We start from the raw sequence: 24202 nt of genomic DNA, 5'->3' as shown, positions 1-24202 counted from the left end.
AAATCGGGAGATGCCGCTTCTATCCCTAACGCAAACGTCTTTGTAACAATTAAATGTAAAAACTGCAATTTCCATCATTTAAAATATAATATCGTAACACGATGATTTTGTAACTTTAAAACAATAAACAATTCAACAATTAAAATTTTAGAAATCATGATAAATGCTGAAGAAAAACGAGACCAAATCAAAGACGAACAGATTGAAAAAAATCTTGAGAACATGGATTATCCAGCAAACGAAGATATTTACAATCAAGATAACAAACTGGAAGATATCAATGCCGAAGAGATTTCAGGAGAGCGTATCATTAATCAGAACAATCACGAATGGAAGCAAAACAGCGACAAAATCGGAAATGATTTGGATATTCCAGGCGCTGAACTAGACGATGAAATGGAAGATATAGGCTCAGAAGATGAAGAAAATAATTTTTATAGCGAAGGTGATACTGAGTAACAATCTTTTGCTTTCTCTCCAACTTAAAATCTTGCAAAGCGCAAGATTTTTTTATGAATTAAATAAAAATTGTAAAAAATACACTTATAAAAAATCAAAAAGAAAAACAGTCGTTATATTTTTTTAGATAATGTAAAAAAAAGAGCAAATTTTAACAATTGCTGTAAAACTAAAGCAAAAAATCATTTGCCTGCCCACAAAATAACGTTTACTTTTGCTTCAGTTTAACTTTTACATATAAAATGAAGCCTAACACACAACAATTAAGCGATTTAACGATCCAAGTAAGAAGAGATATTCTTAGAATGGTACATGCTGTAAACTCTGGACACCCAGGTGGTTCTTTAGGTTGTACTGAATTTTTGGTTACACTATATCAAAATATAATGGACCGCAAAGAAGGTTTTGATATGGACGGAATTGGAGAGGATATCTTTTTCCTTTCAAATGGTCACATTTCTCCAGTATTCTATAGCGTTCTAGCGCGTAGCGGTTATTTTCCAATTTCAGAATTGGCTACTTTTAGATTATTAAATTCTCGTTTACAAGGACACCCAACAACTCACGAAGGTTTACCTGGAGTTCGTATGGCATCTGGTTCATTAGGACAAGGTTTATCTGTAGCTTTGGGAGCTGCTCAAGCTAAAAAATTAAACGGAGACAAACATTTAGTTTTTACTTTACACGGAGACGGAGAATTGCAAGAAGGTCAAAACTGGGAAGCTATCATGTATGCTTCTGCTAAAAAAGTAGACAACCTTATTGCTACAGTTGACGTAAACGGAAAACAAATTGACGGAACAACTGACGAAGTTTTGGCAATGGGAAGCCTTCGCGCAAAATTTGAAGCTTTTGACTGGGATGTTTTAGAAATCACAGAAGGAAATAATATCGATGCTATTATCGCTGGTTTAACTGATGCAAAATCAAGAACTGGAAAAGGAAAACCAGTTTGTATTTTATTGCACACAGAAATGGGTAACGGTGTAGATTTCATGATGCACACACACGCTTGGCACGGTAAAGCTCCAAACGACGACCAATTGGCAGCTGCATTAGCTCAAAATTATTCTAAAGACCAAGTAGACTATTAAAAAAGTGTTCAGTATTCAGTAAAAAGTGTTCAGTGAAAAACGTAGAACCTTAACAGCTGAAAAACTTAGAACCTCAAAAGATAAACAATGAAAAAATATACAAATACAGGAAGTAAAGATACTCGTTCTGGTTTTGGAGCGGGAATGACGGAATTAGGTCAGAAAAACGAAAATGTTGTTGCATTATGTGCTGACTTAATTGGATCATTAAAATTTGATGAATTCAAGAAAAATCACCCAGAGCGTTTTTTCCAAATCGGAATCGCTGAAGCAAACATGATCGGAATCGCTGCAGGTTTAACAATTGGAGGAAAAATTCCTTTTACAGGAACTTTTGCTAACTTCTCTACAGGAAGAGTTTACGATCAAATTCGTCAATCTGTTGCTTACTCAGATAAAAATGTAAAAATCTGTGCTTCTCATGCTGGTTTAACTTTAGGAGAAGACGGAGCTACACACCAAATATTAGAAGATATTGGTTTAATGAAAATGTTGCCAGGAATGACTGTAATCAATACTTGCGATTACAACCAGACTAAAGCTGCAACATTAGCATTAGCAGATCACCACGGTCCAGCATATTTACGTTTCGGACGTCCAGTTGTAGCTAACTTTACTCCTGCTGACGAACCATTCGTAATTGGAAAAGCAATTATGTTAAATGAAGGAACAGATGTTACCATCATTGCAACAGGACACTTAGTTTGGGAAGCTCTTATTGCTGCTGAAGCTCTTGAAGCAAAAGGAATTTCTGCCGAAGTAATCAACATTCACACTATTAAGCCACTTGATGAAGAAGCTATCTTAAAATCTGTTGCAAAAACAAGATGTGTAGTTACTGCAGAAGAACACAACTACCTTGGAGGTCTTGGAGAAAGTGTTTCTGGCGTATTAGCTTTAAACAATCCAACTCCGCAAGAATTTGTGGCTGTAAAAGATAGTTTTGGAGAATCTGGAACTCCAGAGCAATTAATGGAAAAATACAAATTAAACAATCAAGCAATTGTTGAAGCTGTAGAAAGAGTTATTAAAAGAAAATAATTTTCATTTCTTCTCATATAAAACCTCGAAATTTAGATTTCGAGGTTTTTTATGGCTTTTTTTAGACTTTTACACATCCTATCTTTTCTTTTAGACTAAAATATAAAACTGCAAGACAGGATCTAAAACATGGAAAATTACAGCTAAAAAAAGCCTCGAAATCTAAATTTCGAGGCTTTTTCTATATTAAACTATTTTTTAATTCTTTTGATAAGGATATGTTTTATCAAGATGAATTCTTAAACGCCCTGGCGCTGTATAATCCTCAGGAACAAACAAGCGAGGATTTGTTATAGACTCCGGTTTTGTAGGATCTGTAAGATCTCCTGTTGGTCTTCTAGGAACACCCCAAGTCTCTGTTTCATCAACATTTGGTGTAGCTGGATTGTCTCCAATTGGATCATAAGGATAATACAAACTAATTCCTGTAACTGGAGCTCCAGTAGGTTTTGTAATTTCAAAACGCGTTAAATAACCGTCTCCATCATCATCATGATCTAAGAAGTCTGGAATTAAATCTCCATCAGAATCGTCTGGATTAGCAGGCGGATTAGGATATAATGTTGTATTTCTGTAATCGCGAACATATCCATCTCCATTCAAATCTTCCTGATAATCAAAAATACCATCTGGATTCAAAACTAATTCTCCAGCTGAAGAATAACCATTATTTTCATGATCCAATCTCTTGTAATCGTATAATTTGATTGTAAAAATTAAAGGAGAATATGCCGGAATTGTACCTCCACTAGAACTACCTGCGTAATACCCTAAACCAGAAGGAATAAACAAAACCCCAGCTCCAAAATCTTGGTAATTTGCAGATCCGTCTTCATTATAGGTAGTTGTTCCTGTTTTAAATTGCGGGAATAATTCGCTCCAACCTAATATTGTCTGAAATAAATCTAAAGAAGTCTTAGGATAAATTACTTCTTCAAAAAGTGTTGTTGTTAAATGAGTAGGTTCTGAAGCAGTTGCATCAACACGCTTTAAATACTCCCCTTTGTAGGCAGTAACTACCCCATCTGTATTCATAGGAGAAGTTCCTACACCTTCTCTCAAAACCAAATAATACATTTTATAAGTTATACCGTGTACGTATGGCACCTCTCTTAAAATCAGTCTTGGTAAAGTAGGACTATCTAAATAAGACATTATAGAAGGCTGCGTTGCTGGATCTGTTATTTTCGTAAAAATAACATCCATATTAGCAGACACTGTTATATAATTGGTTTTCAAATATTCTTCAATATCTGCATTATCAGTATTAAATTGCTCTTGATAATCCCTAAGCGGAACAACTACTGGATCATCGTCATCCTTTTTATTACAAGAAACGATGGCAAGACCAGCAAGTAACAAAACAAAATAATATTTAAATTTATTCATTATTAGCATTTTTTTAGGTGCGCAAGATACAATATTGATTTATTTTTGTAAAGAATTTAACTTCTATTTTAGAAAAATTATGAGAATAGATAAATACTTATGGTGCGTTCGATATTACAAGACTAGAAACATGGTTACAGAAGCTTGTAAAAAGAACCAGATCACTGTAAATGGGCAAGTTGCAAAACCATCAAAAGAGGTATTTCCAACAGACAAGATTACTTTTAGAAAAGATCAAATTACACAAATCATAACGGTTTTAGACATTCCACAAAATCGTGTCGGAGCAAAATTGGTAGACATTTATCAAAAAAATGAAACTCCGCCAGAAGCTTTTGCACATTTGGAGATGTTAAAACTATCTAAAGAACATTCTAGAAGAACTGGTGCAGGACGCCCGACTAAAAAAGACCGAAGAGACATTGACGATTATGGAGACGATTTTATTGATGAGGAAGATGATGAGATTTAAATTCCAAATCTTAAATTCCAAATTCCAAAAAACTCACAAAACCTAAAAAATAGATTCCAAATTCCAAAACTACATCGCTAAATTTTGAATTCAAGCAATTGGAATTTGGAATTTAAGATTTGGAATTTAAAATAATTATCTTAGCAAAAAATAAAATCATGAGCAGCAATATTATCTTAACAAATCAAGAAATCGACCATAAAATAAAACGTATCGCTTACCAAATTTACGAGACTTTTGTAGACGAAGAAGAAGTGGTTATTGCGGGAATTGCTTCTAACGGATTTGTTTTTGCCGAAAAAATAGCTTCGGCACTTAGCAGCATTTCTACCTTAAAGGTTTCCATCTGCGAAGTCAAAATAAACAAACAAAATCCGCAAGAAGCGATACACACTTCATTAAGTGCTGAAGAATATAAAAATAAAGGATTGGTTCTGGTTGACGATGTTTTAAACTCAGGAACCACATTAATCTATGCTGTTCGTCATTTCTTAGACGTTCCGCTTAAAAAATTCAAAACAGCAGTACTTGTTGACCGAAACCATAAAAAATACCCTGTAAAAGCAGATTTCAAAGGCATTTCGCTTTCTACATCTTTATTAGAGCATGTTCAAGTAGTTTTCAATTCAGAAAACGGCGATTATGCTTCTTTAAGCTAAGATTTTCAAAATATCCTGAACCGTTTCTTCGACAGATTGGCCATCAACCGAAATTTTATGTTTTGCCTGATTGTAATAAAAACTTCTGTCGAATAAATGTTTCGCGATAAACTCTTTCATTTCTTCCTCATTCATATTGGCAATCAAAGGGCGCTTACTTTTGTTATGCACCAATCTATCATATAAGGTATCAATTGATGCTTTTAAATATATAGATGTAACATCATCGCCTTTTAGCAATTCATGATTATTGGCATAACACGGAGTTCCTCCGCCTAAACCGATAATATTATTTTCTGAAGACTGCAGCAATTCGACGAACATTTCGTGTTCTAATTTTCGAAAATACACTTCTCCGTGCTTCTCAAAAATCTCATTTATGGATAAATTTGCCCTTTCTTCGATACATTTATCTAAATCTAAGAACGGAATATTTGTAATTTTTGACAAATTTTGGGCTATAGTCGACTTTCCGCAGCCCATATAACCTAACAACACAATTTTTTTCATATTAATAAAACCTTATAAACTAAGCAATTGGAAACTTTTCCAAAAAAAAGACAAATTTATGATAAAATAGCTTGGAAACTTCAAAAAAAACTCCTTATATTTGCACCCGCATTCAAGAAATTAAATGACTCGATAGCTCAGTCGGTAGAGCACATCACTTTTAATGATGGGGTCCTGGGTTCGAGCCCCAGTCGGGTCACAAATTTTGTGATTAACAAATTAAATTTCTTGAAAGCAATGACTCGATAGCTCAGTCGGTAGAGCACATCACTTTTAATGATGGGGTCCTGGGTTCGAGCCCCAGTCGGGTCACAAAAGGTCGGGTAATTTATTTTACTCGACCTTTTTTCTTTTAAGGCCATGTGGAGAAACGGTAGACTCGCCATCTTGAGGGGGTGGTGCTCGCAAGGGCGTGAGGGTTCAAATCCCTCCATGGTCACTTTAAAAATTGAAAAGCCTGCAAAGTATATATTTTGCAGGCTTTTTTTGGTTCGAAAATGATTATCAAATTTTTATTTTTTTTTTGCAACGTCAATGTTTACGGCAGATTTCGGTTCGAACACCGTCACGGATCTGTTAAGTTCTACGATTCTCTTTCGTGTTCTAAAATCAAGGTTTAAATCCCAGCCTATTGTCTAAATCTGTTAGCAGTTGTTTTTATTTCTTTATAAATTAATTTTACCCTCATTTTTAATATATTCATTCAGAAGATTTTCGAAATTTGGGTATACATTAATCCATGAAATTTGATTATTTCCCATTTCTTTAGCCCAAAGTATAACTGAACTCTCTGTAAAAACTAAAAATTCTTGTTCTTTGGTTCTAAAAAAAGGGATTAACCTTTTTGAGTTTAAGCTCTCTTGGCGTTTAAAGTTTATTGAGTTTTCTTCATCTAAATTGTAGTAATAAACAATATCTTCAAGACTAAGAAATGAATTGCTTTCCCATTCAATTTGATCATAAAATCTAGCATCATAAATTTTCTTTTCTGATATTAAAGAATCTGGGATAAAACCTCCATTATAGGTTGTGTAAAACTCACTAATATCATTAGGAAATTTCAGATTTAATGTTTTTTCAGGCTTTATATTTTGTATATCCTCTTTAATAAAAAAATAATTTCTACTTTTTAAGCTATTCAAAGCTAAAATCAATTTAGATATTTTTTTCATTTTAGTTTCTATTTCTGTTTTGAAGTAAAATAATAACCGCTAACTCGTATATCTGTGGGGTTATACACAAATTTTCCAAATACAAAACCAACTTTTCTATTAAACCTAAAACCCTAATCTCGTCAAACGGCTGTTACCTGCAGTTATGATATTCCTTTGTCAATAATGAATTTAGCTAATTCATCAATATCGAGAATTTTATCATACTCACTTTTAATTTTGCCTAGTTTACAATCTTCAGTGATTGATTTTAAAAAATCGCTAAAGTTTTTATTTTCAACTACAAGACGATTTACTGTATCCCAATCAATTATATCATTAATTTTCGAAGGGAATAGTATTTCACTTTCATAAACATTTTCAGCGTTAAGCTTAACAATTCCAATTCCAAAAGCATTATTCAGTCGCCTTATTTCATCAAGTAACGCAGGGTCATCATCAATACTTAATATTACCAAATATCCTTCATTTGCCCAACTTGAATTAGATACAGCTTGGAAATAATACTGTCTAAGATTGCTGAAATTTAAATTGATTTTGAGTTCAAAAGAAAATAATTTTATTGAACTAATATTCAGATGATTTTGGATTTCTAATGTTTCAGGTTTGTAGTCTTGATAAGGAAAATATACACCAACTATATCTGGATGTAACCATTCATTTTGTCCTTTTACTCCTTTATTTGAGTTTTCGTGAAAAATTGTTTTCGTATTTGCTTTAAAATGCTGGTTTGTAAATGCAAAAGCGGAAAGTAGACAATGTAAATCTCTTTCTTTATATTTTTTAGAAATTTCCTTTTCAATTTTTATTTCTTCTTTATCTTTTTCCTTTGAAATTTTATCTAAATCAAGTTTTTCAACATGCCTTCTTAAATAAAATTCTGCAGGTCTTTCATTTGTCTGTATAATTGTTGAAGACTCACCAGCTCTTTGAATATCAGTATAACAATATGCACCAATAGTCGCCCAAGGAGTTTTTCCCGTAGTTGTAAAATCGCCTAATAATTTATGGTCATTAGCTTTTTTCCAAATCTCTTTCGGACTTAATGGTTTTTGTTCTTTCTCTAAAGTAGAAATAATAATGTCCCAAAATGTTGTTTTAGCCATAATGTGTTTTATAATTGCAGGTAACGTTTTGCGGGCAGAAGAAGTTGCTGATAAAAGCGAACTGTGTTCTTTCGGCAAGTTAAGATATTTTTCGTGAAGAAAAAGTTCCGGTTGATTTCAATGTTCAGCAATTGCTTTTACCCGCGGTTGTGCGCTGTGCCTTACATTTAATTTTGCTATTGAAAAAGTGATAATAATATTGGCTAGTTCTCTGTTCGGATTTTATAGAATGATTTGTTTTCATTTATTCCAATTAATGAACTATCTTTTATTTTAACTTGCAGAAATAAAGATTCACCATTCTCAAAAGTTAGTTCTAATTCTCCGTTCCCATTGACATGCCAATTTCCGTCTCCATAGAATTTTTCGTCTGTCCTTCCTTGAATTCTAAATTGGTGATATTCCAAAAAGTCAATAATGAAATTTGGATTTGACGCTTTAAAAGTCCCAACAATAATCTTCGAAAACTTTTCTTCGGCTTTTTGCAATTGGAAATACCGCATAGTAAAATATGCACTGGACAAAATAAACAGCCCAATTATAATTTTAATTATCTTTTTTCTCATGATAAATATTGAAGTCTCTGGGTGTTCTCGGGCATTGCGCACAACTCGAATATATGTCTAACGATGTCTGACTTATCTAACCTAAATTAGTTCGCTATGTCTGAAAATTGTAAGTATTATTTATTCTCAAAAATAGGATTTTTATTTCATAAACAATCAACGAGCTTTTATTTATTAAATACTTTTCGTACTAACATGAATGTGACTTTTGGTGGACAGTTCCTAGATGAAATCAGGCACGCGATTATAATCAATAAGTGATATTAAATTCAAAATAGTAAAATTAAACATCATTTAAAATTTTCAATTCTTCAATTAAATGGTTCGAATTCTGCACCGTCAAGGTCACTTAAAAAAAAGCCTGAGAGTTTTAATAATTCTCAGGCTTCTTTTTTTTACTTATAAAAATTTACTGTTTATAAAAAATTTCAGTTCGACGATTTTATTTTGCCAAATCATTTCTGTAGCCCATCGGAATCAAATCTTTTTCTCTAATATTTAAAGCCTTTCCTTTAAACTCTTCAAAAATTTTTAAAGCAGATTCTACATTTTCAACACCAAGATCAAAATTTGCTTTCCCCCATTTATACAAAGCAATTTCAATATTTGTCATAAATAGACCTGCTTTTACTTGCGAGGCATTATACTCTTTCCCTTTGATTGATGAAAAAAAATCTAACTTCCCTCCTTCTTTAGTTTCTTTAATTATAAAATCTTTTATTTCTTCTTGAGAAGGTTTTTCGGCTGTCGAATTTACTTGAGAAAAACACTGTGAACTGAAAACAAAAAAGAAAACTAAAAATATATTTTTCATAAAGGGTCAGAATATTTTAAAAAATGCATTAAAGATCATATTTGCTCTATATTTTGAAGCAGATTCATTTCTTGGCTAATATATAAAATATCTATCATTACAAAGATTCAAATCCTACAAAGTCAACCTCAAGAAAAAAAGCAACGCTATTCAACTGCAAAATAAGACTTTACAACTTTATCAAAAATTAATTTTAAATTCCTTTCAAAAAAGGCTTGTGAACCTAAAATAAGTCCTTATATTTGCACCCTCATTGAAGAAATGACGACTCGATAGCTCAGTCGGTAGAGCACATCACTTTTAATGATGGGGTCCTGGGTTCGAGCCCCAGTCGGGTCACAAAAGGTCAAGTAATTATTTTACTTGGCCTTTTTTGTTTTTACAGAGAATTCAAATCTTGCCCCCTAACCTTTTAAGTATTTTCCTTTTTAATCATTATTTAAAAAAGAAAATTCCCTCATAAAATAAAAACTTTCCTAAATTCGTAGACGAATAATTAAACCACTAATCCCAAATTAGTATTATGAAAAACCTACTATTAGCATCATTTATGATGATCGCATGCTCTTCATGGGCACAATCTGCAACAGGCTATTTTGACAAAGCCATGAAAAAAGCCGAAGCTGGAAACACCAAAGGTGCAATTGCCGATTACACCAAAGCGATCAATATGAATTCTAAATTTGTCGAAGCGTACCAGAATCGCGGTGTGGCAAAACTCAAATTAAACGACCTGAAAGGAGCTCAAGCCGACTTTAGCAAAACAATTGAATTAGACAGCATGAATGCCGATGCTTTTACCGGCAGAGCCAATGTTAATTACAAATTGCAAAACTACCAAGGCACTATTGACGATTGCACCGCTTCACTGGGTTTAAACCCAAAAGATTATATTGCTTATAATTTAAGAGGTTTGGCTTACAATAAAATTGGCGACAAAAAAAATTGCTGTAAAGATTTCAGTAAAGCAATCGAATTAGGAAGTCAGAGCGCTATAAAAAACAAAGCCACTTTCTGCAAATAAACATAAAAATCGAACATTTTCAGAACAGCCAGTCTAGATTTTAAATCTGCTGGCTGTTTTGTTTTTTATCAAAGTAATATATTTCTTAAGAAATAATTACCTGATTTTAGGTAAAAAATATATTCTGAATACCTAAACCTCTAATTCTCTATCTTTTTAATGTAGTTTTAAGGTCGCATATAAGATTTTATTTTACATTTGTTGACTTAATCGCGAATAATGATAAACAATATTAAAACTGTTTTCAGTATTAAAGATCTTGAGAACTTATCTGGAATTAAAGCGCATACCATACGCATTTGGGAAAAAAGATACAATATTCTTGAACCTATGCGAACCGATACTAATATTAGATTTTACAATCTTCAAAACCTGCAGAAACTTTTAAATATTACGTTACTGCACGAATACGGCTATAAGATTTCTAAAATTGCAACTTATCCTGAAGAAAAAATACCACAACTGGTACGCGAAATAATTTCGAAGAAAAACTCTCAAAACTACGCCATTACCTCTTTTAAAATGGCAATGATGAATTTTGACCAAGAATTATTCTTCAATACGTTCGATTGGCTTATTACAGAAAAAACGTTTAAAGAAGTTTTTAAAGATCATTTTTTGCCTCTTTTAAAAGAGCTGGGATTATTATGGCAGTCTGAAACCATCACTCCTGCAAATGAACATTTTATGAGTCATTTGATCAAACAGAAAATATTGATTTACACAGAAAGCCTGCAAATTAGAAAGCCTACAAAAACGGATCGTATTTTTGTTTTATCGCTTCCGCTAAATGAAATTCACCAGATTGGATTATTATACCTGCAATACGAAATCTTAGATAAAGGCTACAAAACCATTTATTTAGGAGAAAGCATGCCTATAGAAAACCTTCAGGATCTAACAAAACATTTTGAAAACATTGTTTTCATTTCTTTTATGACAGTTCAGCCAGACAGAAGTGTAATCAATCAATATGTTAAATCTATGGGACAGAAATTATTGCAGCAAAACAATGAAATCTGGCTTATGGGCAAAATGACAGAATCTATAGACCCAAAAGTCCTTACAGACAGAATCCGTGTTTTTGACTCCATGGAAGAAACTATTAACATGCTTTAATTTATTTTTTGTTTAAGTTTTTCTTATATTTGTTAAACAAATGAGAAAAACTATTCAAATAATTGGTTCTGGCTTCTCTTCTTTGGCGGCCGCGTGTTACCTTGCCCAGCAAGGTAACACGGTTACTATTTACGAAAAAAACAGCACCATTGGCGGACGTGCAAGACAATTTAAAGAAGACGGTTTTACGTTTGACATGGGACCAAGCTGGTATTGGATGCCTGATGTTTTTGAACGTTTTTTTAATGACTTCAACAGAAAACCTTCCGATTACTACGAACTCATAAAACTAAATCCAGCTTATCGGGTTTATTTTGGAATTAATGATTTCGTCAGCATTTTTGATAATCTTGAAGAAATAAAATACACTTTTGAAGCAATTGAAAAAGGAAGCGGTCAAAAACTGCAAAACTTTATCGATCAAGCCAAAAGCAATTATGACATTGCTATCAAAGATTTAGTATATCGCCCTGGGATTTCTCCTCTTGAATTGATTACAAAAGAAACGGCGTTAAAACTCGATCAGTTTTTTAAGAATGTCAGCTCTGATATTCGAAAAAATTTTAAGAATGAAAGGTTAATTCAAATTCTAGAATTTCCCGTTTTATTTCTCGGAGCAAAACCAGACAAAACGCCTTCTTTTTATAATTTCATGAATTATGCCGATTTCGGCTTAGGAACTTGGCATCCGAAAACGGGAATGTTTGATGTCATTCGAGCAATCGAAAAACTGGCAGTAGAATTAGGCGTTACCATCAAAACCAATTCTCCAATTGAAAAAATAATCGTTGAAAACAAAACCGCAACCGGAATTGTAATAAATGGCGAAATCATAAAAGCAGATATCGTTTTAAGCGGTGCCGACTATCAGCATTCTGAAAGTTTATTGGAAAAAGAACACCGAATGTATTCTCAAAAATATTGGGAAAGCAGAGTTTTTGCACCTTCTTCTCTCCTATTTTTTATTGGTTTCAATAAAAAAATCGAAAACATTTCGCATCATGCCTTATTTTTCGATGTCGATTTCAATCAGCATGCTGCCGATATTTACGACAATCCAAAATGGCCTGAGGCTCCATTATTTTATGCCAATTTTCCGTCCAAAACAGATGCAACTGCTGCACCAGAAGGAATGGAATCTGGGTTTTTCTTAATTCCGCTTGCACCCGGAATTGAAGATACTGAAGAACTTAGAGAAGCCTATTTCGAAAAGATAATCGCTCGTTTTGAGCAACTTACACAGCAAAAAATAAAAAATAACATTATCTTTAAGAGATCATTCTGTAAAAATGACTTTGTAACTGATTATAATGCTTACAAAGGAAATGCTTACGGAATGGCCAATACGCTATTGCAAACGGCTTTTTTAAGACCAAAATTAAAGAGCAAAAAAGTCAAGAATCTATATTTTACAGGGCAATTAACTGTTCCTGGCCCAGGTGTTCCGCCTGCTTTAATTTCAGGAAAACTAGCAGCTGAATTAATTCAAAAATCTTTTAGATCTTAAAAAATGAAATCACTATTCGACGCCGTTTCTTTCAAATGCAGCAAACTGGTAACCAAAAATTACAGTACCTCATTTTCGCTTGCTGTCAAAATGCTTTCACCAAGCATTCGCGATGCCATTTACAGCATTTACGGGTTTGTCCGTTTTGCTGACGAAATCGTAGATTCATTTCACGATTATGAAAAAGAATATCTTATAGAAGATTTCGAAAAAGAATATTATAAAGCCATGGAACTTGGCATTAGCTTAAATCCAATTTTGAATTCTTTCCAACATACCGTAAAAGAATACAATATTACGGACGATCTGGTTCAAGCATTTCTAAAAAGCATGAAAATGGATCTCATAAAATCAAATTACCAGACGCAAACTGAATATATTGATTACATCTACGGTTCTGCCGATGTTGTCGGATTAATGTGTCTCAAAGTTTTTGTTTCTGGCAAAGAACATAAATACGAACAACTAAAAAACGAAGCCATGCGTTTAGGGTCTGCTTTTCAGAAAGTAAATTTCTTGAGAGATTTAAAAGACGACAATACCATCTTAAACCGAGCTTATTTCCCTGGCATAAACCTGAACAATTTCAACGAAGATTCTAAAAACCAGATTATCAAAGAAATCGAAGAAGATTTTAGAATTGCGTATCAGGGAATTGTAAAACTTCCGATTGAAGCTAAATTCGGGGTTTACACAGCGTATGTTTATTATAGAAAACTGCTCACAAAATTAAAAAACACGCCTTATTATGAAATTGGAAATTCTAGAATAAGAGTTTCTAATTACACCAAAGCGGGGCTTTTGGCGCAGAGTTTTGTAACTTATAAATTAAAAATGGTTTAAAAAGAGGTTCAAAGCTACAAAGGCTCAAAGACACAAAGACTATTTGTCATTTCGACTGAAAGGAGAAATCTCACTAGAAGCTCCGCAATAAATATAAAAATCTTTGTCGAATCACTAGTGCGATTCCTCCTTCGTCAAAATGACAAAAAACACGAAAAGAGTCAATAAAATAAATTTATAAAAAAATTAAACATACAGCTTTGTCACCCTGAGCGGAGTCGAAGGGAACGCAAGAAGCTCCGCAATCTTTGTCGAATCACTAGTGTGATTCCTCCTTCGTCGGATTGACAAAAAACATTGAACAAAATAATAACATCAACAATAAAAAAATGATTTCCTTTTTAATCTTTTTAGGCGTTTTTCTTTTCATGGAATGTGTTACTTGGCTAACACACAAATACGTCATGCATGGTTTTATGTGGTATTTTCACGCCGATCATCACCAGCCTAAATACGAAAACACCTTCGAGCGTAATGATATTTTCTTTGTCATTTTTGCCATTCCGAGTATTGTGCTGTTTTATTTTGGCGTTCAAGGCGGATTCAATTATCTGTTTTTTGTCGCCTGTGGAATCACGCTTTATGGAGCCTGTTATTTCCTAATTCACGATGTCTTGATTCATCAGCGTTTTAAATGGTTTAAAACCACCAAAAATAAATACCTCATCGGACTCCGAAAAGCACACAAAATCCATCACAAACACCTTCAAAAAGAAAAAGGAGAATGTTTCGGAATGCTGTTCGTGCCTTTTAAATATTATAAAATGTAGCATTATTTGGGCGCAATTTTTAAACACATAGAAACATAGAAATAAAGATAACGAAAAAGGCGTTTCACTTGCATAGTCTATATTTAAAAACCATATAAGTCATATAAGTTCATTTAATTCAAAACTTGATTTTCTTATATGACTTATATGGTGAGAATAAATACACGTGGTTCTATGTGTTTAACTTTTTGTTTTATTCGACCCAGACAAACTAAACAATTTGGGATTTGGGATTTAAAAATTTGGAATTTATAAAGTTTATGAAATTATACAAAATAGTAACTGTACAGCATATAAACGCCAGCATAGAAGAATGTTGGGATTTCTTTTCGAGTCCAAAAAACCTTCAGACGATCACTTTGGATAACATGAATTTCCAAATTCAAGATTACGACGGTAAGCGTATGTATCAGGGACAGATCATTACCTACACTTTAAAACCGCTTTTCGGAATTAAAATGTCTTGGGTTACCGAAATTACAGCTTGCCAAGAAAATGAGTATTTCGTAGACATTCAACAATTCGGACCTTACAAACTCTGGCATCACAAACACTTTTTTGAACCCACTCCAGACGGCGGAACCAAAATGACCGACATTGTTCATTACGCCTTACCATTTGGCATTTTAGGCAGAATCATGAACAAACTAGTCGTACAAAACAAACTCAAGAGCATATTCGAATACAGACACAACAAAATCGAAGAATTATTTAATTCTAAAAAAGTTTATTAGCCAAATTTTATAGCCACGAATTCACGAATTTTTTTTTGATATGCTGGGTGTATTTTAAAACGAATTACACTGATTCTTTATCTTTAGATTAGAAAAATTCGTGAATTCGTGGCAAAAAAAACAAAAAGAAAAAATCCTTTCTAATCCTTTTAATCTGTGGCAAAAAATACACAAAGCATATCAAAAAAATTAGCGAAATTCGTGTAATTCGTGGCAAAAAAAACACAAAACATATCAAAAAAAATTCGTGAATTCGTGGCTAAAAAAAACAAACAATGACAAAACAAAAAGTTACCCTTTTCTGGTTTAGACGTGATTTGCGTCTAGAAGACAACACAGGATTATTTCACGCTTTACAATCCGATTTTCCTGTTATTCCTTTATTCATTTTCGATGATGAAATTTTAGAACACCTTCCAAAAAACGACGCCAGAGTAACTTTTATTTACGATACACTCGAAAAAATAAACTCCGAATTACAAAAACTAGATTCTTCGATTTTAATCAAAAAAGGAAAAACAACAGAAGTCTGGAAATCACTCATTGAAGAATTTGACATTCAATCGGCTTTCTTCAACAAAGATTATGAACCGTTTGCCATCAAACGTGATACTGCAATCACAGCTTTATTAAAAGAAAACAATATAGAATCTTACTCTTATAAAGATCATGTAATTTTCGAAGAAAAAGAAATCACAAAAGCAGACGGACTTCCTTATACCGTTTATACACCTTATAAAAATAAATGGCTAGAAAAATACCATCTTTCTGGTTCTGCACCTGAATATGATTCTGTTCCATTTCAATCGAACTTTGCAAAAAACAAATTCCAATTTCCAAAATTAGACGCAATTGGTTTTGAAAGAAGCACCATAAAAGTACAGCCTTATAATTTAACTCAAATTGCAAATTATAAAGAAACCAGAGATTTTCCTGCCTTAGACAGCACTTCTTATCTTTCTGCGCATTTACGTTTTGGAACGGTCAGCATTCGAAAACTCGTAAATTGGGCCAACCGTAAAAACCAGACTTTTTTAAGCGAATTAATATGGAGGGAATTCTTTATTCAAATTCTGTTTAGTTTCCCAAATTGCGTTAATCATAATTTTAAATCCAATTACGACGGAATCCAATGGCGCAATAACGAAGAAGATTTCAAACGCTGGTGTTCTGGAACAACTGGATACCCAATGGTCGATGCCGGAATGCGCCAGCTCAACGAAACGGGATATATGCACAATCGCGTTCGCATGGTTGTCGCAAGTTTTTTATGCAAACATTTACTCATCAATTGGCAATGGGGCGAAGCTTATTTTGCCGAAAAATTGTTAGATTTCGAATTGGCATCCAACGTTGGCAACTGGCAATGGGCAGCGGGAACAGGCTGCGACGCCGCGCCGTATTTCAGAGTTTTCAATCCCGAAATCCAGCAAAAGAAATTTGACGAAAAAGGAGAATACATCCGAAAATGGATTCCAGAGTTTGATTTGGGTTACAACGAACCAATGGTCGACCATGCTTTTGCCAGAGATCGCGCGATTGCAACTTATAAGAAGGGAATCGTTAAGTAAAATTCCAAATTCCAAGGAAACCTGTCAGTTTTTTTAGCTCGACGTATGTCTTCCTGAGCGGAGTCGAAGGACCGCAAAGTGAGGACACACAGAATGGATGCAGTATGCCGTCCTTCGACTCCGCTCAGGAAGACAAGCTAGATGCAATTTGAAATGAAATAAAAAAATCCAAATTCGAATTTCTAGTATAATTGGAATTTGGATTTTTTAATATTGGGATTTTCTAACTTTAGTATTTCAAATAATGATCCACCACAATCTTCGCCTTCAAATCAAACATTAAATTATACAAACCAAAGAAAGTACGGTTCATGTAAATAAAGTGCTTAGAGCCACGATTTCCGTTCATTTTTTTGAGGTTGGTATCTTCTGAGAAACGTTTTCCTAATTCGGCAATAGCGTTAAAGAATTTTTCATCAGCAAAATCGAAGGTTTCGTTTTGGAAAGGTTTTGTGAAAAGCCATAATAAATCATGAAACATTTCGGTAAAATATTCAATTTCTGCAGGCGTATCATCTTGACGCAGAATTTCTAATTCGAATAATTTTTCGTTGAAAAGTTTTTCGTCTGTAATTACATTTTTATTAATTAATTCGAAATACGGAACATAAAAATCTTCTGGAATCTGTTTCATACAGCCAAAATCCAAAGCAATCAATTGGTTCTGATCGTCGACCAAAAAATTCCCTGGATGCGGATCTGCATGCACTTTTCGTAAAACATGAATTTGGTACATGTAAAAATCCCAAAGCGCCTGCCCTATTTTATCTCCCACTTCCTGATCGGTATTTTGGGCTGTGAATTCAGAAAGGTGAATTCCCGTCATCCAATCCATGGTTATGATTTTCTCTGATGAAAACTCTGGATAGTAATTCGGAAATTTAATATTTTCTATTTTACCGCAAGCATCAACCACTTCTTGACTTTGTTTCAATTCCAGCAAATAGTTCGTTTCCTCAATCAGTTTGTCTTCAACTTCTTTAAAATATTTATCAGAATCTTTTCCTTGAAGATTAAACATTCTAATCGCAATGGGTTTTACCAAAGCCAAATCTGACGAAATACTATTAGCAACGCCAGGATATTGAATTTTAACGGCCAGTTTTTTGTCGTTTTTCTTTGCCAAATGCACCTGACCAATACTAGCAGCGTTTACCGAATTTGGGTTGAACTCGTCAAAAATTTCATAAGGCGTTTTTCCAAAATTGTTTTTAAAGGTTTTTAAAACCAATGGAGCAGAAAGTGGCGGAACAGAAAATTGTGACAAAGAAAATTTCTCTACATAAGCCTGAGGCAAAAAGTTCTTGTCCATGCTCAGCATTTGAGCCACTTTTAAGGCGCTTCCTTTAAGGCTTTTTAGTCCGTCGTAAATATCTTCGGCGTTGTTTTCGTTTAATTTATCGCGTGTCAGATCGGGATTAACTATTTTTTCGGCATAATGCTTTACATAGTTTACGCCAATTTTAGCTCCAGTTTGAACCAATTTTCCCGCTCTTTCAATTTTTGAAGTTGGGATATAATCAATTGTTTTCATTATCTGCTGTGTACTTTTTCTTTAAACAAAAATTTTCCAAAATCAATCAGATGATTCATTGGCGCAACATTCATAAGTTCGAATGAAGCATTAACAGACTTTTCGATAAAAATATCGGTTTTCTCAAAAGCAGAAGATTCGTCTTCCATCCAGAATTTAATTGTCAGCATTAATTGCAACCAAGAAGATTCTTGAATGGCTTTTTCTTGAAATTTTTGAAATCTTTCTTGCTCCAATCTGTAATCATCGGTTAAAATTTCAGCAACATACTCTTTAAAACTATTTCGAAGCGTAGTTAACTGAACTAAATTTTTGATTGGGTTTTTATCTATTTTAAGCGATTGCAAAACATAACTTCTATTGGCAGTCAGGATTTCGAAGAAAGTAAAATAAAAACTTAGCATTTTATTCTTCATATCGTATCCCTGATATTCTTCATTTTTATGAAGAAGATTCACTGTGTTTTCAAAAAACAGTCGGAATATTTCTTTTTCTAAACCTTCTAATGTTCCGAAGAAAGTATAAAACTCAGCTTCAGTAAAATCATTTTCTTTGGCAAAATGATAAACCGATTTTGGTTTTTGTCCTTTTTCTAGAACTTCATCCATATATTTTGAAACGATATCATCTTTGGTAATTACCTTTTTTTTAGTCGCCATTTTATTAAAATTTAGAATTTGCCATAAAGGTAAACATTGTTTAAGTACCTTTACTAATCCTTAAACAGTATATACTGTTAAATATATTATAAACTATTATGGCTCAAAATGTTCTATTAACAGGCGGCACCGGTTTCATCGGAAAACATTTGACAGATGTACTGATCGAAGCTGGGTTTTCAGTATCGATTTTGAGTCGTTCTAATAGAGAAGACACTCCAAGAGTGACTTACTATAAATGGGATATAAAGAAAAATTATATTGACAAAAATGCGATTCTCAATGCCGATTATATTATTCATCTTGCAGGCGAAGGAATTGTCGAAAAAAGATGGACCAAAAGACGTAAAAAAGCCATTATAGAAAGCCGTGTACGTCCTGTAGAAATGATTTATTCGATTTTAGAAATGAATAATAAAAAACTAGAAGCGTTTGTTTCTGCTTCTGGAATCGGAATTTATGGCGCAGTTACGAGTCATAAAATCTGTACCGAGAATACGCCTCCAGCAAATGATTTCCTTGGCATAACTTGCCAAAAATGGGAAGAGGCCACTGATAAAATTGGTTCGTTAAACATTAGAACGGTCAAAGTTAGAACGGGTATCGTTTTAGGCAAAAACGAAGGTTTCTTAAAAAAAATGATTCCGACCTTTAAATCTGGTTTTGGTGCTGTTCTGGGTTCTGGCAAACAATACTTGCCTTGGATCCATATTGAAGATTTGTGCCAGATTTATTTAAAAAGCATTGTAGATACCAAACTAGAAGGTGCTTACAATGCTTGTGTAACCGACAATACGACCAATTCCCGCTTTTCTAAAATTATGGCTAAACTGTACGATTATACGATATGGCTGCCTAAAGTTCCGCCGTTTGTATTAAAGATTTTACTTGGTGAAATGAGTATTGCAGTCTTGACGGGACAACGTGTTTCGTCAGAGAAAATTCAGAAAACAGGTTTTGAATTTCAATCTACCGATTTAGAAAAAACTTTAATTAGCTGTATAAAATAGCTTCTTCATGAAACGCAGATGACACGGATTCGCTATCGCGAAAGCGCGGATAAAAACGGATTTTTTTAAAATAAAATCAGTGTAAATCTGCGTCTTTGCGGCAGCAAATCCGTGTCATCTGCGTTCCATTTACGCAACCCGAAAAATAAATTTATTTTAAAGTCAGCATGGTTTCATCGCTGCGTACTATTCCCGTCAGTTCTGTATTAGCCGTTTGAGCAATTTTTGATGCAATAGAATTCGGAATGCGAATATTAAAATCGGATACCGCAATAGGAAAATCGGAGATAACCTGAATGCCTTCTGGAACTCTTTTAATCAAAGCATTTACGATAATCTCTTTTGACTTGCCTCTTAAATTCAATTTTCCTTTTATCTGATATTGCTTTTCGGTTTCATTAATATCTTTCAAATCAAATTTTTCAATCTTTCCTTTAAATACGGCTTTAGGATAACGATTGCTTTCCATGTAATTGTCATTGAAATGCTCTTGCATAAGATTCAATTTAAAACGAAAATCTTTGATTACAACAGTACAGATAAAAGTACTGGTTTTAGGCTCTAAAAGTATGGCAACTTGTCTATTTACAGCGGTCACTTCTTCGTACAGCGGAACAGACGCTTCAAAGTTTATTGTCCCTGTACTCGTAAAAAATTTGTCTTGGGCAATGACAGTAAAGGCGGTAAAAAGTAAAAATAATAAAGTAGTTGTTTTCATAATCGTCTGCATTTAAACAATTATGTCATTCAATTTATTCTGACTAAGAAAAAAAAAGGAAATCAGATTCTAAATTAATCTGAAAAATTGAACGGCAATACTCAGTGAAAAAATTCCGTAACCCAATAATTACACTTAAAGTTACGGAATTTTTGCACGCAAAGTTTTGGAACTTATGCTAAATATTTGTGAATGTTTTTCTCTTGTAAAATGAGAATTGTCAGATGTGAAATGTTTTTAAAATCTTCTTTTTACCATAGAGTAAATTCCATAGATAAAAAACAAAAACAATGACACAAGAATCATGAAATGTTTCCACGAAATGATAAAATAAGTATCCTGAATATTAATATCTAAGATTTCATCTCCTTTATAAAAGCCAAAACTCAACAGAAGGACAGCTAGCGCTAAAAATAAAAGATAAGGTTTTCCTTTTATATAGTTCATTCAAAAATTACCCTTTTACTTCTGTACAAATCTCAATTAAAAATCCGTTTAAATCTCTTGCGTACGCGACAATCTGTCCCCACGGTTTTTCAATCGGTTCTGAAACCATTATGGCACCAAAAGAAGTGGCTTTCTGCAGAACTTCGGGTACATTTTCTGTTATAAAACCAATTTCTATAGCAAAAGGTTTATCTTCTAAACTACTTTCGATAAAACCATCAGGCAGATTTTTTGCCGCTAGTTTTTTAGAAGCAAAAGAAAGTGTTGTTTCTCCCGTAATTAATTCGCCATAATCATTTTCTGGTGAGACGAATTTTCTCGAAAATCCAAATGCGTTTTCATAAAACGAAATAGATTCTTCAACATTTTCAACGTATAATATTGTATATCCAAACTTGACCATATTTTCTAGTATTTAATGTGTGAAATAAATATAAGAAAATTTAGCTGATTTCTAAAAGAACATTGTATTTTTCTAGGCTCGCCAAATCTTCTATCGAATTGATGTTGGCCAATTTTTCGTGTTCTTCGACTTCTTTTCTAACTTCGATATGTTTTATTGCTTTTCTAAAACGGCGTATTTCTTGCAAATTAGACAAAATCAATCCTGGAACTTGAACGCTTTTTCCTTCTTTGTCTTTGGCAACCATTGTAAAATAAGACGAATTACAATGTTTGACAACACCTGTCTGAATATTTTCTGCTTCAACGCGAATTCCGACTACCATAGAACTTCTTCCGACATAATTTACAGAAGCTTTCATGGTTACCAATTCTCCAACTTCAATGGGTTTTAGAAAGTTTACGGTATCTACAGAAGCAGTCACGCAGTAATTGCCGCTGAATTTTGACGCCGATGCAAATGCAATCTGATCTAATAATTGTAAAATATATCCTCCGTGAATTTTTCCGCTAAAGTTAGTATGCGAAGGAAGCATTAATTCTGATATGCTCACTTTTGATGAAGAAACGGGCTTAAAATCTGTACTCATGTTTTTGTTTTTGGTGTTTTTTTTATTTTAAACCATATAAGTTATATAAGATATTTTTAAGTTTTGAACTGAATAAACTTATATGGTTTGTTTTTTTGTTTTTTGATTAGCTGTATATTTTTTTTAAACACATAGAAACATAGATTTTGATTCTTTTGAAAAGAGTAAAAGAAAGAAACTAGTTTCTAACACATAGAACTATGTGTTTATTCTCACCATATAAGTCATATAAGAAAAAGTAAGTTTTGGATTAAGTGAACTTATATGCCTTATATGGTTTATTTTTTTAAACACAGCGCTATGTGTATTTATGCAAGTGAAACGCCTTTTTCACCAATCTTAATTTCTATGTTCCTATGTGTTTAAAATTATTCATTTAATTTTTTTTCAGTTTAAGTGACATGAGATGCCCTTCGACTCCGCTCAGGGAGACAATTGCATTAATCAATTCTGTCAGGCTGAGCGGAGTCGAAGCCCTTTGTTGCATCTCCTTCTCATATGCCCTTCGTCGCTTAGTCAGACATTGCATTAAATGAACTTATATGACTTATATGGTTTATTTTTTTAATTCAGCAATTCATTTTCATCTGTATTCACTGCTCTTGCAATAATGGCATCGGGAAGTGATTTCTTGGCTTTTGCTCCCATTTTTTTCAGCCTTTCTACGCTCGAAATCAGGTTTCCTTTTCCTTCTACCAATTTGTTCATCGCGCTTTCGTATTCTGTTTTGGTGTCTTTTATTTTATTTCCAATTCGAACTAAATCAGATACAAAACCTTCAAATTTATCGTATAACGCGCCTGCTTGTCTTGCTATCTCTAAGGCGTTTTCCTGCTGTTTTTGATTGGTCCACATGCTGTCTATTGTTCGTAAAGTTGCTAAAAGCGTGCTTGGGGTTACAATCACAATATTTCGGTCAAAGGCTTTTGTATATAAGGACGGATCTTCGTTTAACGCAATGGCAAAAGCGGGTTCCATCGGAATGAAAAGCAGGACAAAATCTGGACTTTCCATTTGATATAAATCATGATAATTTTTACTGCCCAATTGGTCCACATGTCTTTTGATGGAAATGACATGTTCTTTAAGGAATTCTATTTTTAAAAGTTCTGATTCTTCATTGACCCATTTTTCATAAGCTGCAAGCGAAACTTTAGAATCGACAATCATTTTCTTACCGTCTGGAAGATTTATAATAACGTCTGGAAAAACGCGGTTTCCTTCTGCGTTGGTAAAACTCTGCTGTACTTCGTATTCTCTTCCTTTTTCTAATCCCGATTTTTCTAAAACACGTTCCAAAACCAATTCGCCCCAATTTCCCTGCATTTTGCTGTCACCTTTTAAGGCTTTGGTCAGGTTTAAGGTTTCTTTGCTCATTTGCGCGTTCATTTCGCTTAAACCAATAATCTGCTGACGAAGAGCAGCATGGTAATCAATACTTTCTTTGTGAGTTTGTTCTACTTTTTGTTCAAATACCAGAATTTTATCCTGCAGAGGCGTCAGGATATTTTTCATATTAACGGTATTTTGTTCGGTAAACTTAGCCGATTTTTCTTCTAAGATTTTATTGGCCAGATTTTCAAACTCTTTGGTAAATTTTTCTTGAAGTTCGCTGATTTCGTTTTTCTGTTCTTTATGGCGTTCCCATAAATTTTCAAAATCAACTTCTTTTTTAGAAAGCTGAATCGCCAGACTGTCTTTTTCTGTTCGAATGTTTTCTTTCTCAACATTATTTAGCTGCAATTGTTTTTGCAAATTATTTTTTTCGTTTTCAAACTGCTCTTTCTGCATCTGCAATTGACCGTTTAACGCATTCAATCGCTCTTCTGAAATGGCTTTTTCAGACTGAAATTTGGATCTAGAAAGCATTCTGCCTACGTAGATGCCAATAAAAAGCGCTACAACAAAACCTAATAAAAACGGTATATAATCAGACATAACTAAGTTTATTTTACGTAAAAGTACGCAATAATACGTAGTACTTAGTTTTAA

26 protein-coding genes and 4 tRNA genes are annotated in these 24202 nt (G+C 33.4%); 17 read left to right on the top strand and 13 right to left on the bottom strand.

From position 1 onward, the window contains the following. Positions 1-156: 156 nt before the first annotated feature. From ACWA1F_RS23130 to ACWA1F_RS23120, 3 genes are all read left to right on the top strand, one after another. A complete protein-coding gene (locus ACWA1F_RS23130; RefSeq protein ID WP_456897306.1) occupies positions 157-459 on the top strand; it encodes a hypothetical protein in 303 nt (100 codons plus the stop codon). Positions 460-701: 242 nt separating this feature from the next. After that, on the top strand, positions 702-1553 hold the full coding sequence (locus tag ACWA1F_RS23125) for a transketolase (RefSeq protein WP_456897304.1): 852 nt from the start codon (positions 702-704) through the stop codon (positions 1551-1553). A gap of 87 nt (positions 1554-1640) precedes the next feature. Beyond that, a complete protein-coding gene (locus ACWA1F_RS23120) occupies positions 1641-2594 on the top strand; it encodes a transketolase family protein (protein WP_306161358.1) in 954 nt (317 codons plus the stop codon). Positions 2595-2792: 198 nt separating this feature from the next. On the opposite strand, the gene ACWA1F_RS23115 is transcribed toward ACWA1F_RS23120, so the two are convergent. Continuing rightward, positions 2793-3983 carry an FKBP-type peptidyl-prolyl cis-trans isomerase gene (locus ACWA1F_RS23115; protein ID WP_456897302.1) on the bottom strand — a complete coding sequence of 397 codons (1191 nt, stop codon included), beginning with the start codon at positions 3981-3983 and terminating at the stop codon, positions 2793-2795. 79 nt (positions 3984-4062) lie between these two features. Between ACWA1F_RS23115 and ACWA1F_RS23110 the strand changes: the two genes are divergently transcribed. Both ACWA1F_RS23110 and ACWA1F_RS23105 read left to right on the top strand, forming a co-directional pair. Beyond that, complete coding sequence (locus ACWA1F_RS23110; RefSeq protein ID WP_306161362.1) at positions 4063-4455, top strand: RNA-binding S4 domain-containing protein; 393 nt, start codon at positions 4063-4065, stop codon at positions 4453-4455. A 158-nt stretch (positions 4456-4613) separates the two neighbouring features. Then, the gene (locus ACWA1F_RS23105; protein WP_456897299.1) at positions 4614-5114 is read left to right on the top strand and encodes a phosphoribosyltransferase domain-containing protein; all 501 of its coding nucleotides are present in this window, start codon (positions 4614-4616) and stop codon (positions 5112-5114) included. Here ACWA1F_RS23105 and ACWA1F_RS23100 read toward each other — a convergent pair. Then, positions 5106-5624, bottom strand: a complete 519-nt coding sequence (locus ACWA1F_RS23100) for a shikimate kinase (RefSeq protein WP_456897297.1) — start codon at positions 5622-5624, stop codon at positions 5106-5108. The genes ACWA1F_RS23105 and ACWA1F_RS23100 overlap by 9 nt on opposite strands. Positions 5625-5750: 126 nt before the next feature. On the opposite strand from ACWA1F_RS23100, the gene ACWA1F_RS23095 reads away from it, so the two are divergent. The 3 genes from ACWA1F_RS23095 (at position 5751) to ACWA1F_RS23085 (ending at position 6063) form a co-directional block, all read left to right on the top strand. Next, positions 5751-5823: transfer RNA gene (locus ACWA1F_RS23095), tRNA-Lys, on the top strand. Positions 5824-5863: 40 nt separating this feature from the next. After that, a tRNA-Lys gene (locus ACWA1F_RS23090) sits at positions 5864-5936 on the top strand. A 44-nt stretch (positions 5937-5980) separates the two neighbouring features. After that, positions 5981-6063, top strand: a tRNA-Leu gene (locus tag ACWA1F_RS23085). Between the two features lie 226 nt (positions 6064-6289). On the opposite strand, the gene ACWA1F_RS23080 is transcribed toward ACWA1F_RS23085, so the two are convergent. The 4 genes from ACWA1F_RS23080 to ACWA1F_RS23065 all read right to left on the bottom strand — a co-directional run bounded on the left by ACWA1F_RS23080 (position 6290) and on the right by ACWA1F_RS23065 (position 9282). Continuing rightward, positions 6290-6796, bottom strand: a complete 507-nt coding sequence (locus ACWA1F_RS23080) for an SMI1/KNR4 family protein (protein ID WP_456897295.1) — start codon at positions 6794-6796, stop codon at positions 6290-6292. A gap of 143 nt (positions 6797-6939) precedes the next feature. Continuing rightward, on the bottom strand, positions 6940-7980 hold the full coding sequence (locus tag ACWA1F_RS23075; RefSeq protein ID WP_456897293.1) for an HTH domain-containing protein: 1041 nt from the start codon (positions 7978-7980) through the stop codon (positions 6940-6942). Positions 7981-8105: 125 nt separating this feature from the next. Then, entirely contained in the window at positions 8106-8468 is a 363-nt protein-coding gene (locus ACWA1F_RS23070) for a hypothetical protein (protein WP_456897291.1), read from the bottom strand. Between the two features lie 442 nt (positions 8469-8910). Beyond that, the gene (locus ACWA1F_RS23065) at positions 8911-9282 is read right to left on the bottom strand and encodes a hypothetical protein (protein ID WP_456897289.1); all 372 of its coding nucleotides are present in this window, start codon (positions 9280-9282) and stop codon (positions 8911-8913) included. A 266-nt stretch (positions 9283-9548) separates the two neighbouring features. Here ACWA1F_RS23065 and ACWA1F_RS23060 point away from each other — a divergent pair. The 8 genes from ACWA1F_RS23060 to ACWA1F_RS23025 all read left to right on the top strand — a co-directional run bounded on the left by ACWA1F_RS23060 (position 9549) and on the right by ACWA1F_RS23025 (position 16850). Further along, positions 9549-9621, top strand: a tRNA-Lys gene (locus tag ACWA1F_RS23060). Between the two features lie 184 nt (positions 9622-9805). Continuing rightward, positions 9806-10306: a tetratricopeptide repeat protein gene (locus ACWA1F_RS23055; protein ID WP_456897287.1), complete on the top strand. Its 501-nt coding sequence runs from the start codon at positions 9806-9808 to the stop codon at positions 10304-10306. 219 nt (positions 10307-10525) lie between these two features. Further along, the gene (locus ACWA1F_RS23050; RefSeq protein WP_456897285.1) at positions 10526-11425 is read left to right on the top strand and encodes a MerR family transcriptional regulator; all 900 of its coding nucleotides are present in this window, start codon (positions 10526-10528) and stop codon (positions 11423-11425) included. A gap of 40 nt (positions 11426-11465) precedes the next feature. Further along, positions 11466-12932 (top strand): phytoene desaturase family protein, encoded by a 1467-nt coding sequence (locus ACWA1F_RS23045; RefSeq protein ID WP_456897283.1) that lies wholly within the window; start codon positions 11466-11468, stop codon positions 12930-12932. Positions 12933-12935: 3 nt separating this feature from the next. Further along, entirely contained in the window at positions 12936-13775 is an 840-nt protein-coding gene (locus tag ACWA1F_RS23040; RefSeq protein WP_456897281.1) for a phytoene/squalene synthase family protein, read from the top strand. Between the two features lie 329 nt (positions 13776-14104). Beyond that, positions 14105-14545 (top strand): sterol desaturase family protein, encoded by a 441-nt coding sequence (locus tag ACWA1F_RS23035; RefSeq protein WP_456897279.1) that lies wholly within the window; start codon positions 14105-14107, stop codon positions 14543-14545. Positions 14546-14805: 260 nt separating this feature from the next. Then, on the top strand, positions 14806-15279 hold the full coding sequence (locus ACWA1F_RS23030; protein ID WP_456897277.1) for an SRPBCC family protein: 474 nt from the start codon (positions 14806-14808) through the stop codon (positions 15277-15279). Between the two features lie 275 nt (positions 15280-15554). Then, a complete protein-coding gene (locus ACWA1F_RS23025; protein WP_456897275.1) occupies positions 15555-16850 on the top strand; it encodes a cryptochrome/photolyase family protein in 1296 nt (431 codons plus the stop codon). Positions 16851-17079: 229 nt separating this feature from the next. Here ACWA1F_RS23025 and ACWA1F_RS23020 read toward each other — a convergent pair whose 3' ends face one another. Together ACWA1F_RS23020 and ACWA1F_RS23015 are read right to left on the bottom strand one after the other, a co-directional pair. Further along, complete coding sequence (locus tag ACWA1F_RS23020; RefSeq protein ID WP_456897273.1) at positions 17080-18384, bottom strand: ABC1 kinase family protein; 1305 nt, start codon at positions 18382-18384, stop codon at positions 17080-17082. Further along, complete coding sequence (locus ACWA1F_RS23015; protein WP_456897271.1) at positions 18384-19043, bottom strand: TetR family transcriptional regulator C-terminal domain-containing protein; 660 nt, start codon at positions 19041-19043, stop codon at positions 18384-18386. The genes ACWA1F_RS23020 and ACWA1F_RS23015 overlap by 1 nt, the downstream gene beginning before the upstream one ends. Before the next feature lie 98 nt (positions 19044-19141). Here ACWA1F_RS23015 and ACWA1F_RS23010 point away from each other — a divergent pair, with 98 nt between their 5' ends. Beyond that, positions 19142-20053: a TIGR01777 family oxidoreductase gene (locus ACWA1F_RS23010; protein ID WP_456897269.1), complete on the top strand. Its 912-nt coding sequence runs from the start codon at positions 19142-19144 to the stop codon at positions 20051-20053. Between the two features lie 151 nt (positions 20054-20204). On the opposite strand, the gene ACWA1F_RS23005 is transcribed toward ACWA1F_RS23010, so the two are convergent. The 5 genes from ACWA1F_RS23005 to ACWA1F_RS22985 all read right to left on the bottom strand — a co-directional run bounded on the left by ACWA1F_RS23005 (position 20205) and on the right by ACWA1F_RS22985 (position 24148). Beyond that, the gene (locus ACWA1F_RS23005) at positions 20205-20771 is read right to left on the bottom strand and encodes a YceI family protein (protein ID WP_456897267.1); all 567 of its coding nucleotides are present in this window, start codon (positions 20769-20771) and stop codon (positions 20205-20207) included. A 237-nt stretch (positions 20772-21008) separates the two neighbouring features. After that, positions 21009-21218: a hypothetical protein gene (locus ACWA1F_RS23000; protein WP_456897265.1), complete on the bottom strand. Its 210-nt coding sequence runs from the start codon at positions 21216-21218 to the stop codon at positions 21009-21011. A gap of 7 nt (positions 21219-21225) precedes the next feature. Next, entirely contained in the window at positions 21226-21621 is a 396-nt protein-coding gene (locus tag ACWA1F_RS22995) for a VOC family protein (protein WP_456897263.1), read from the bottom strand. Positions 21622-21661: 40 nt separating this feature from the next. Then, complete coding sequence (locus ACWA1F_RS22990; protein ID WP_456897261.1) at positions 21662-22210, bottom strand: acyl-CoA thioesterase; 549 nt, start codon at positions 22208-22210, stop codon at positions 21662-21664. A 564-nt stretch (positions 22211-22774) separates the two neighbouring features. Further along, on the bottom strand, positions 22775-24148 hold the full coding sequence (locus tag ACWA1F_RS22985) for a DNA recombination protein RmuC (RefSeq protein WP_456897259.1): 1374 nt from the start codon (positions 24146-24148) through the stop codon (positions 22775-22777). Positions 24149-24202 lie beyond the last annotated feature (54 nt).

It is taken from the genome of Flavobacterium erigeronis (assembly GCF_054075165.1).
This window is presented reverse-complemented; position numbering and strand designations above follow the sequence as displayed.

Excerpts from the sequence above, each read along its gene's own strand:
- ACWA1F_RS23130 (WP_456897306.1), top strand. The coding sequence starts at position 157 with ATGATAAATGCTGAAGAAAAACGAGACCAAATCAAAGACGAACAGATT.
- ACWA1F_RS23125 (WP_456897304.1), top strand. The coding sequence starts at position 702 with ATGAAGCCTAACACACAACAATTAAGCGATTTAACGATCCAAGTAAGA.
- ACWA1F_RS23120 (WP_306161358.1), top strand. The coding sequence starts at position 1,641 with ATGAAAAAATATACAAATACAGGAAGTAAAGATACTCGTTCTGGTTTT.
- ACWA1F_RS23115 (WP_456897302.1), bottom strand. The coding sequence starts at position 3,983 with ATGAATAAATTTAAATATTATTTTGTTTTGTTACTTGCTGGTCTTGCC.
- ACWA1F_RS23110 (WP_306161362.1), top strand. The coding sequence starts at position 4,063 with ATGAGAATAGATAAATACTTATGGTGCGTTCGATATTACAAGACTAGA.
- ACWA1F_RS23105 (WP_456897299.1), top strand. The coding sequence starts at position 4,614 with ATGAGCAGCAATATTATCTTAACAAATCAAGAAATCGACCATAAAATA.
- ACWA1F_RS23100 (WP_456897297.1), bottom strand. The coding sequence starts at position 5,624 with ATGAAAAAAATTGTGTTGTTAGGTTATATGGGCTGCGGAAAGTCGACT.
- ACWA1F_RS23080 (WP_456897295.1), bottom strand. The coding sequence starts at position 6,796 with ATGAAAAAAATATCTAAATTGATTTTAGCTTTGAATAGCTTAAAAAGT.
- ACWA1F_RS23070 (WP_456897291.1), bottom strand. The coding sequence starts at position 8,468 with ATGAGAAAAAAGATAATTAAAATTATAATTGGGCTGTTTATTTTGTCC.
- ACWA1F_RS23065 (WP_456897289.1), bottom strand. The coding sequence starts at position 9,282 with ATGAAAAATATATTTTTAGTTTTCTTTTTTGTTTTCAGTTCACAGTGT.
- ACWA1F_RS23055 (WP_456897287.1), top strand. The coding sequence starts at position 9,806 with ATGAAAAACCTACTATTAGCATCATTTATGATGATCGCATGCTCTTCA.
- ACWA1F_RS23050 (WP_456897285.1), top strand. The coding sequence starts at position 10,526 with ATGATAAACAATATTAAAACTGTTTTCAGTATTAAAGATCTTGAGAAC.
- ACWA1F_RS23045 (WP_456897283.1), top strand. The coding sequence starts at position 11,466 with ATGAGAAAAACTATTCAAATAATTGGTTCTGGCTTCTCTTCTTTGGCG.
- ACWA1F_RS23040 (WP_456897281.1), top strand. The coding sequence starts at position 12,936 with ATGAAATCACTATTCGACGCCGTTTCTTTCAAATGCAGCAAACTGGTA.
- ACWA1F_RS23035 (WP_456897279.1), top strand. The coding sequence starts at position 14,105 with ATGATTTCCTTTTTAATCTTTTTAGGCGTTTTTCTTTTCATGGAATGT.
- ACWA1F_RS23030 (WP_456897277.1), top strand. The coding sequence starts at position 14,806 with ATGAAATTATACAAAATAGTAACTGTACAGCATATAAACGCCAGCATA.
- ACWA1F_RS23025 (WP_456897275.1), top strand. The coding sequence starts at position 15,555 with ATGACAAAACAAAAAGTTACCCTTTTCTGGTTTAGACGTGATTTGCGT.
- ACWA1F_RS23020 (WP_456897273.1), bottom strand. The coding sequence starts at position 18,384 with ATGAAAACAATTGATTATATCCCAACTTCAAAAATTGAAAGAGCGGGA.
- ACWA1F_RS23015 (WP_456897271.1), bottom strand. The coding sequence starts at position 19,043 with ATGGCGACTAAAAAAAAGGTAATTACCAAAGATGATATCGTTTCAAAA.
- ACWA1F_RS23010 (WP_456897269.1), top strand. The coding sequence starts at position 19,142 with ATGGCTCAAAATGTTCTATTAACAGGCGGCACCGGTTTCATCGGAAAA.
- ACWA1F_RS23005 (WP_456897267.1), bottom strand. The coding sequence starts at position 20,771 with ATGAAAACAACTACTTTATTATTTTTACTTTTTACCGCCTTTACTGTC.
- ACWA1F_RS23000 (WP_456897265.1), bottom strand. The coding sequence starts at position 21,218 with ATGAACTATATAAAAGGAAAACCTTATCTTTTATTTTTAGCGCTAGCT.
- ACWA1F_RS22995 (WP_456897263.1), bottom strand. The coding sequence starts at position 21,621 with ATGGTCAAGTTTGGATATACAATATTATACGTTGAAAATGTTGAAGAA.
- ACWA1F_RS22990 (WP_456897261.1), bottom strand. The coding sequence starts at position 22,210 with ATGAGTACAGATTTTAAGCCCGTTTCTTCATCAAAAGTGAGCATATCA.
- ACWA1F_RS22985 (WP_456897259.1), bottom strand. The coding sequence starts at position 24,148 with ATGTCTGATTATATACCGTTTTTATTAGGTTTTGTTGTAGCGCTTTTT.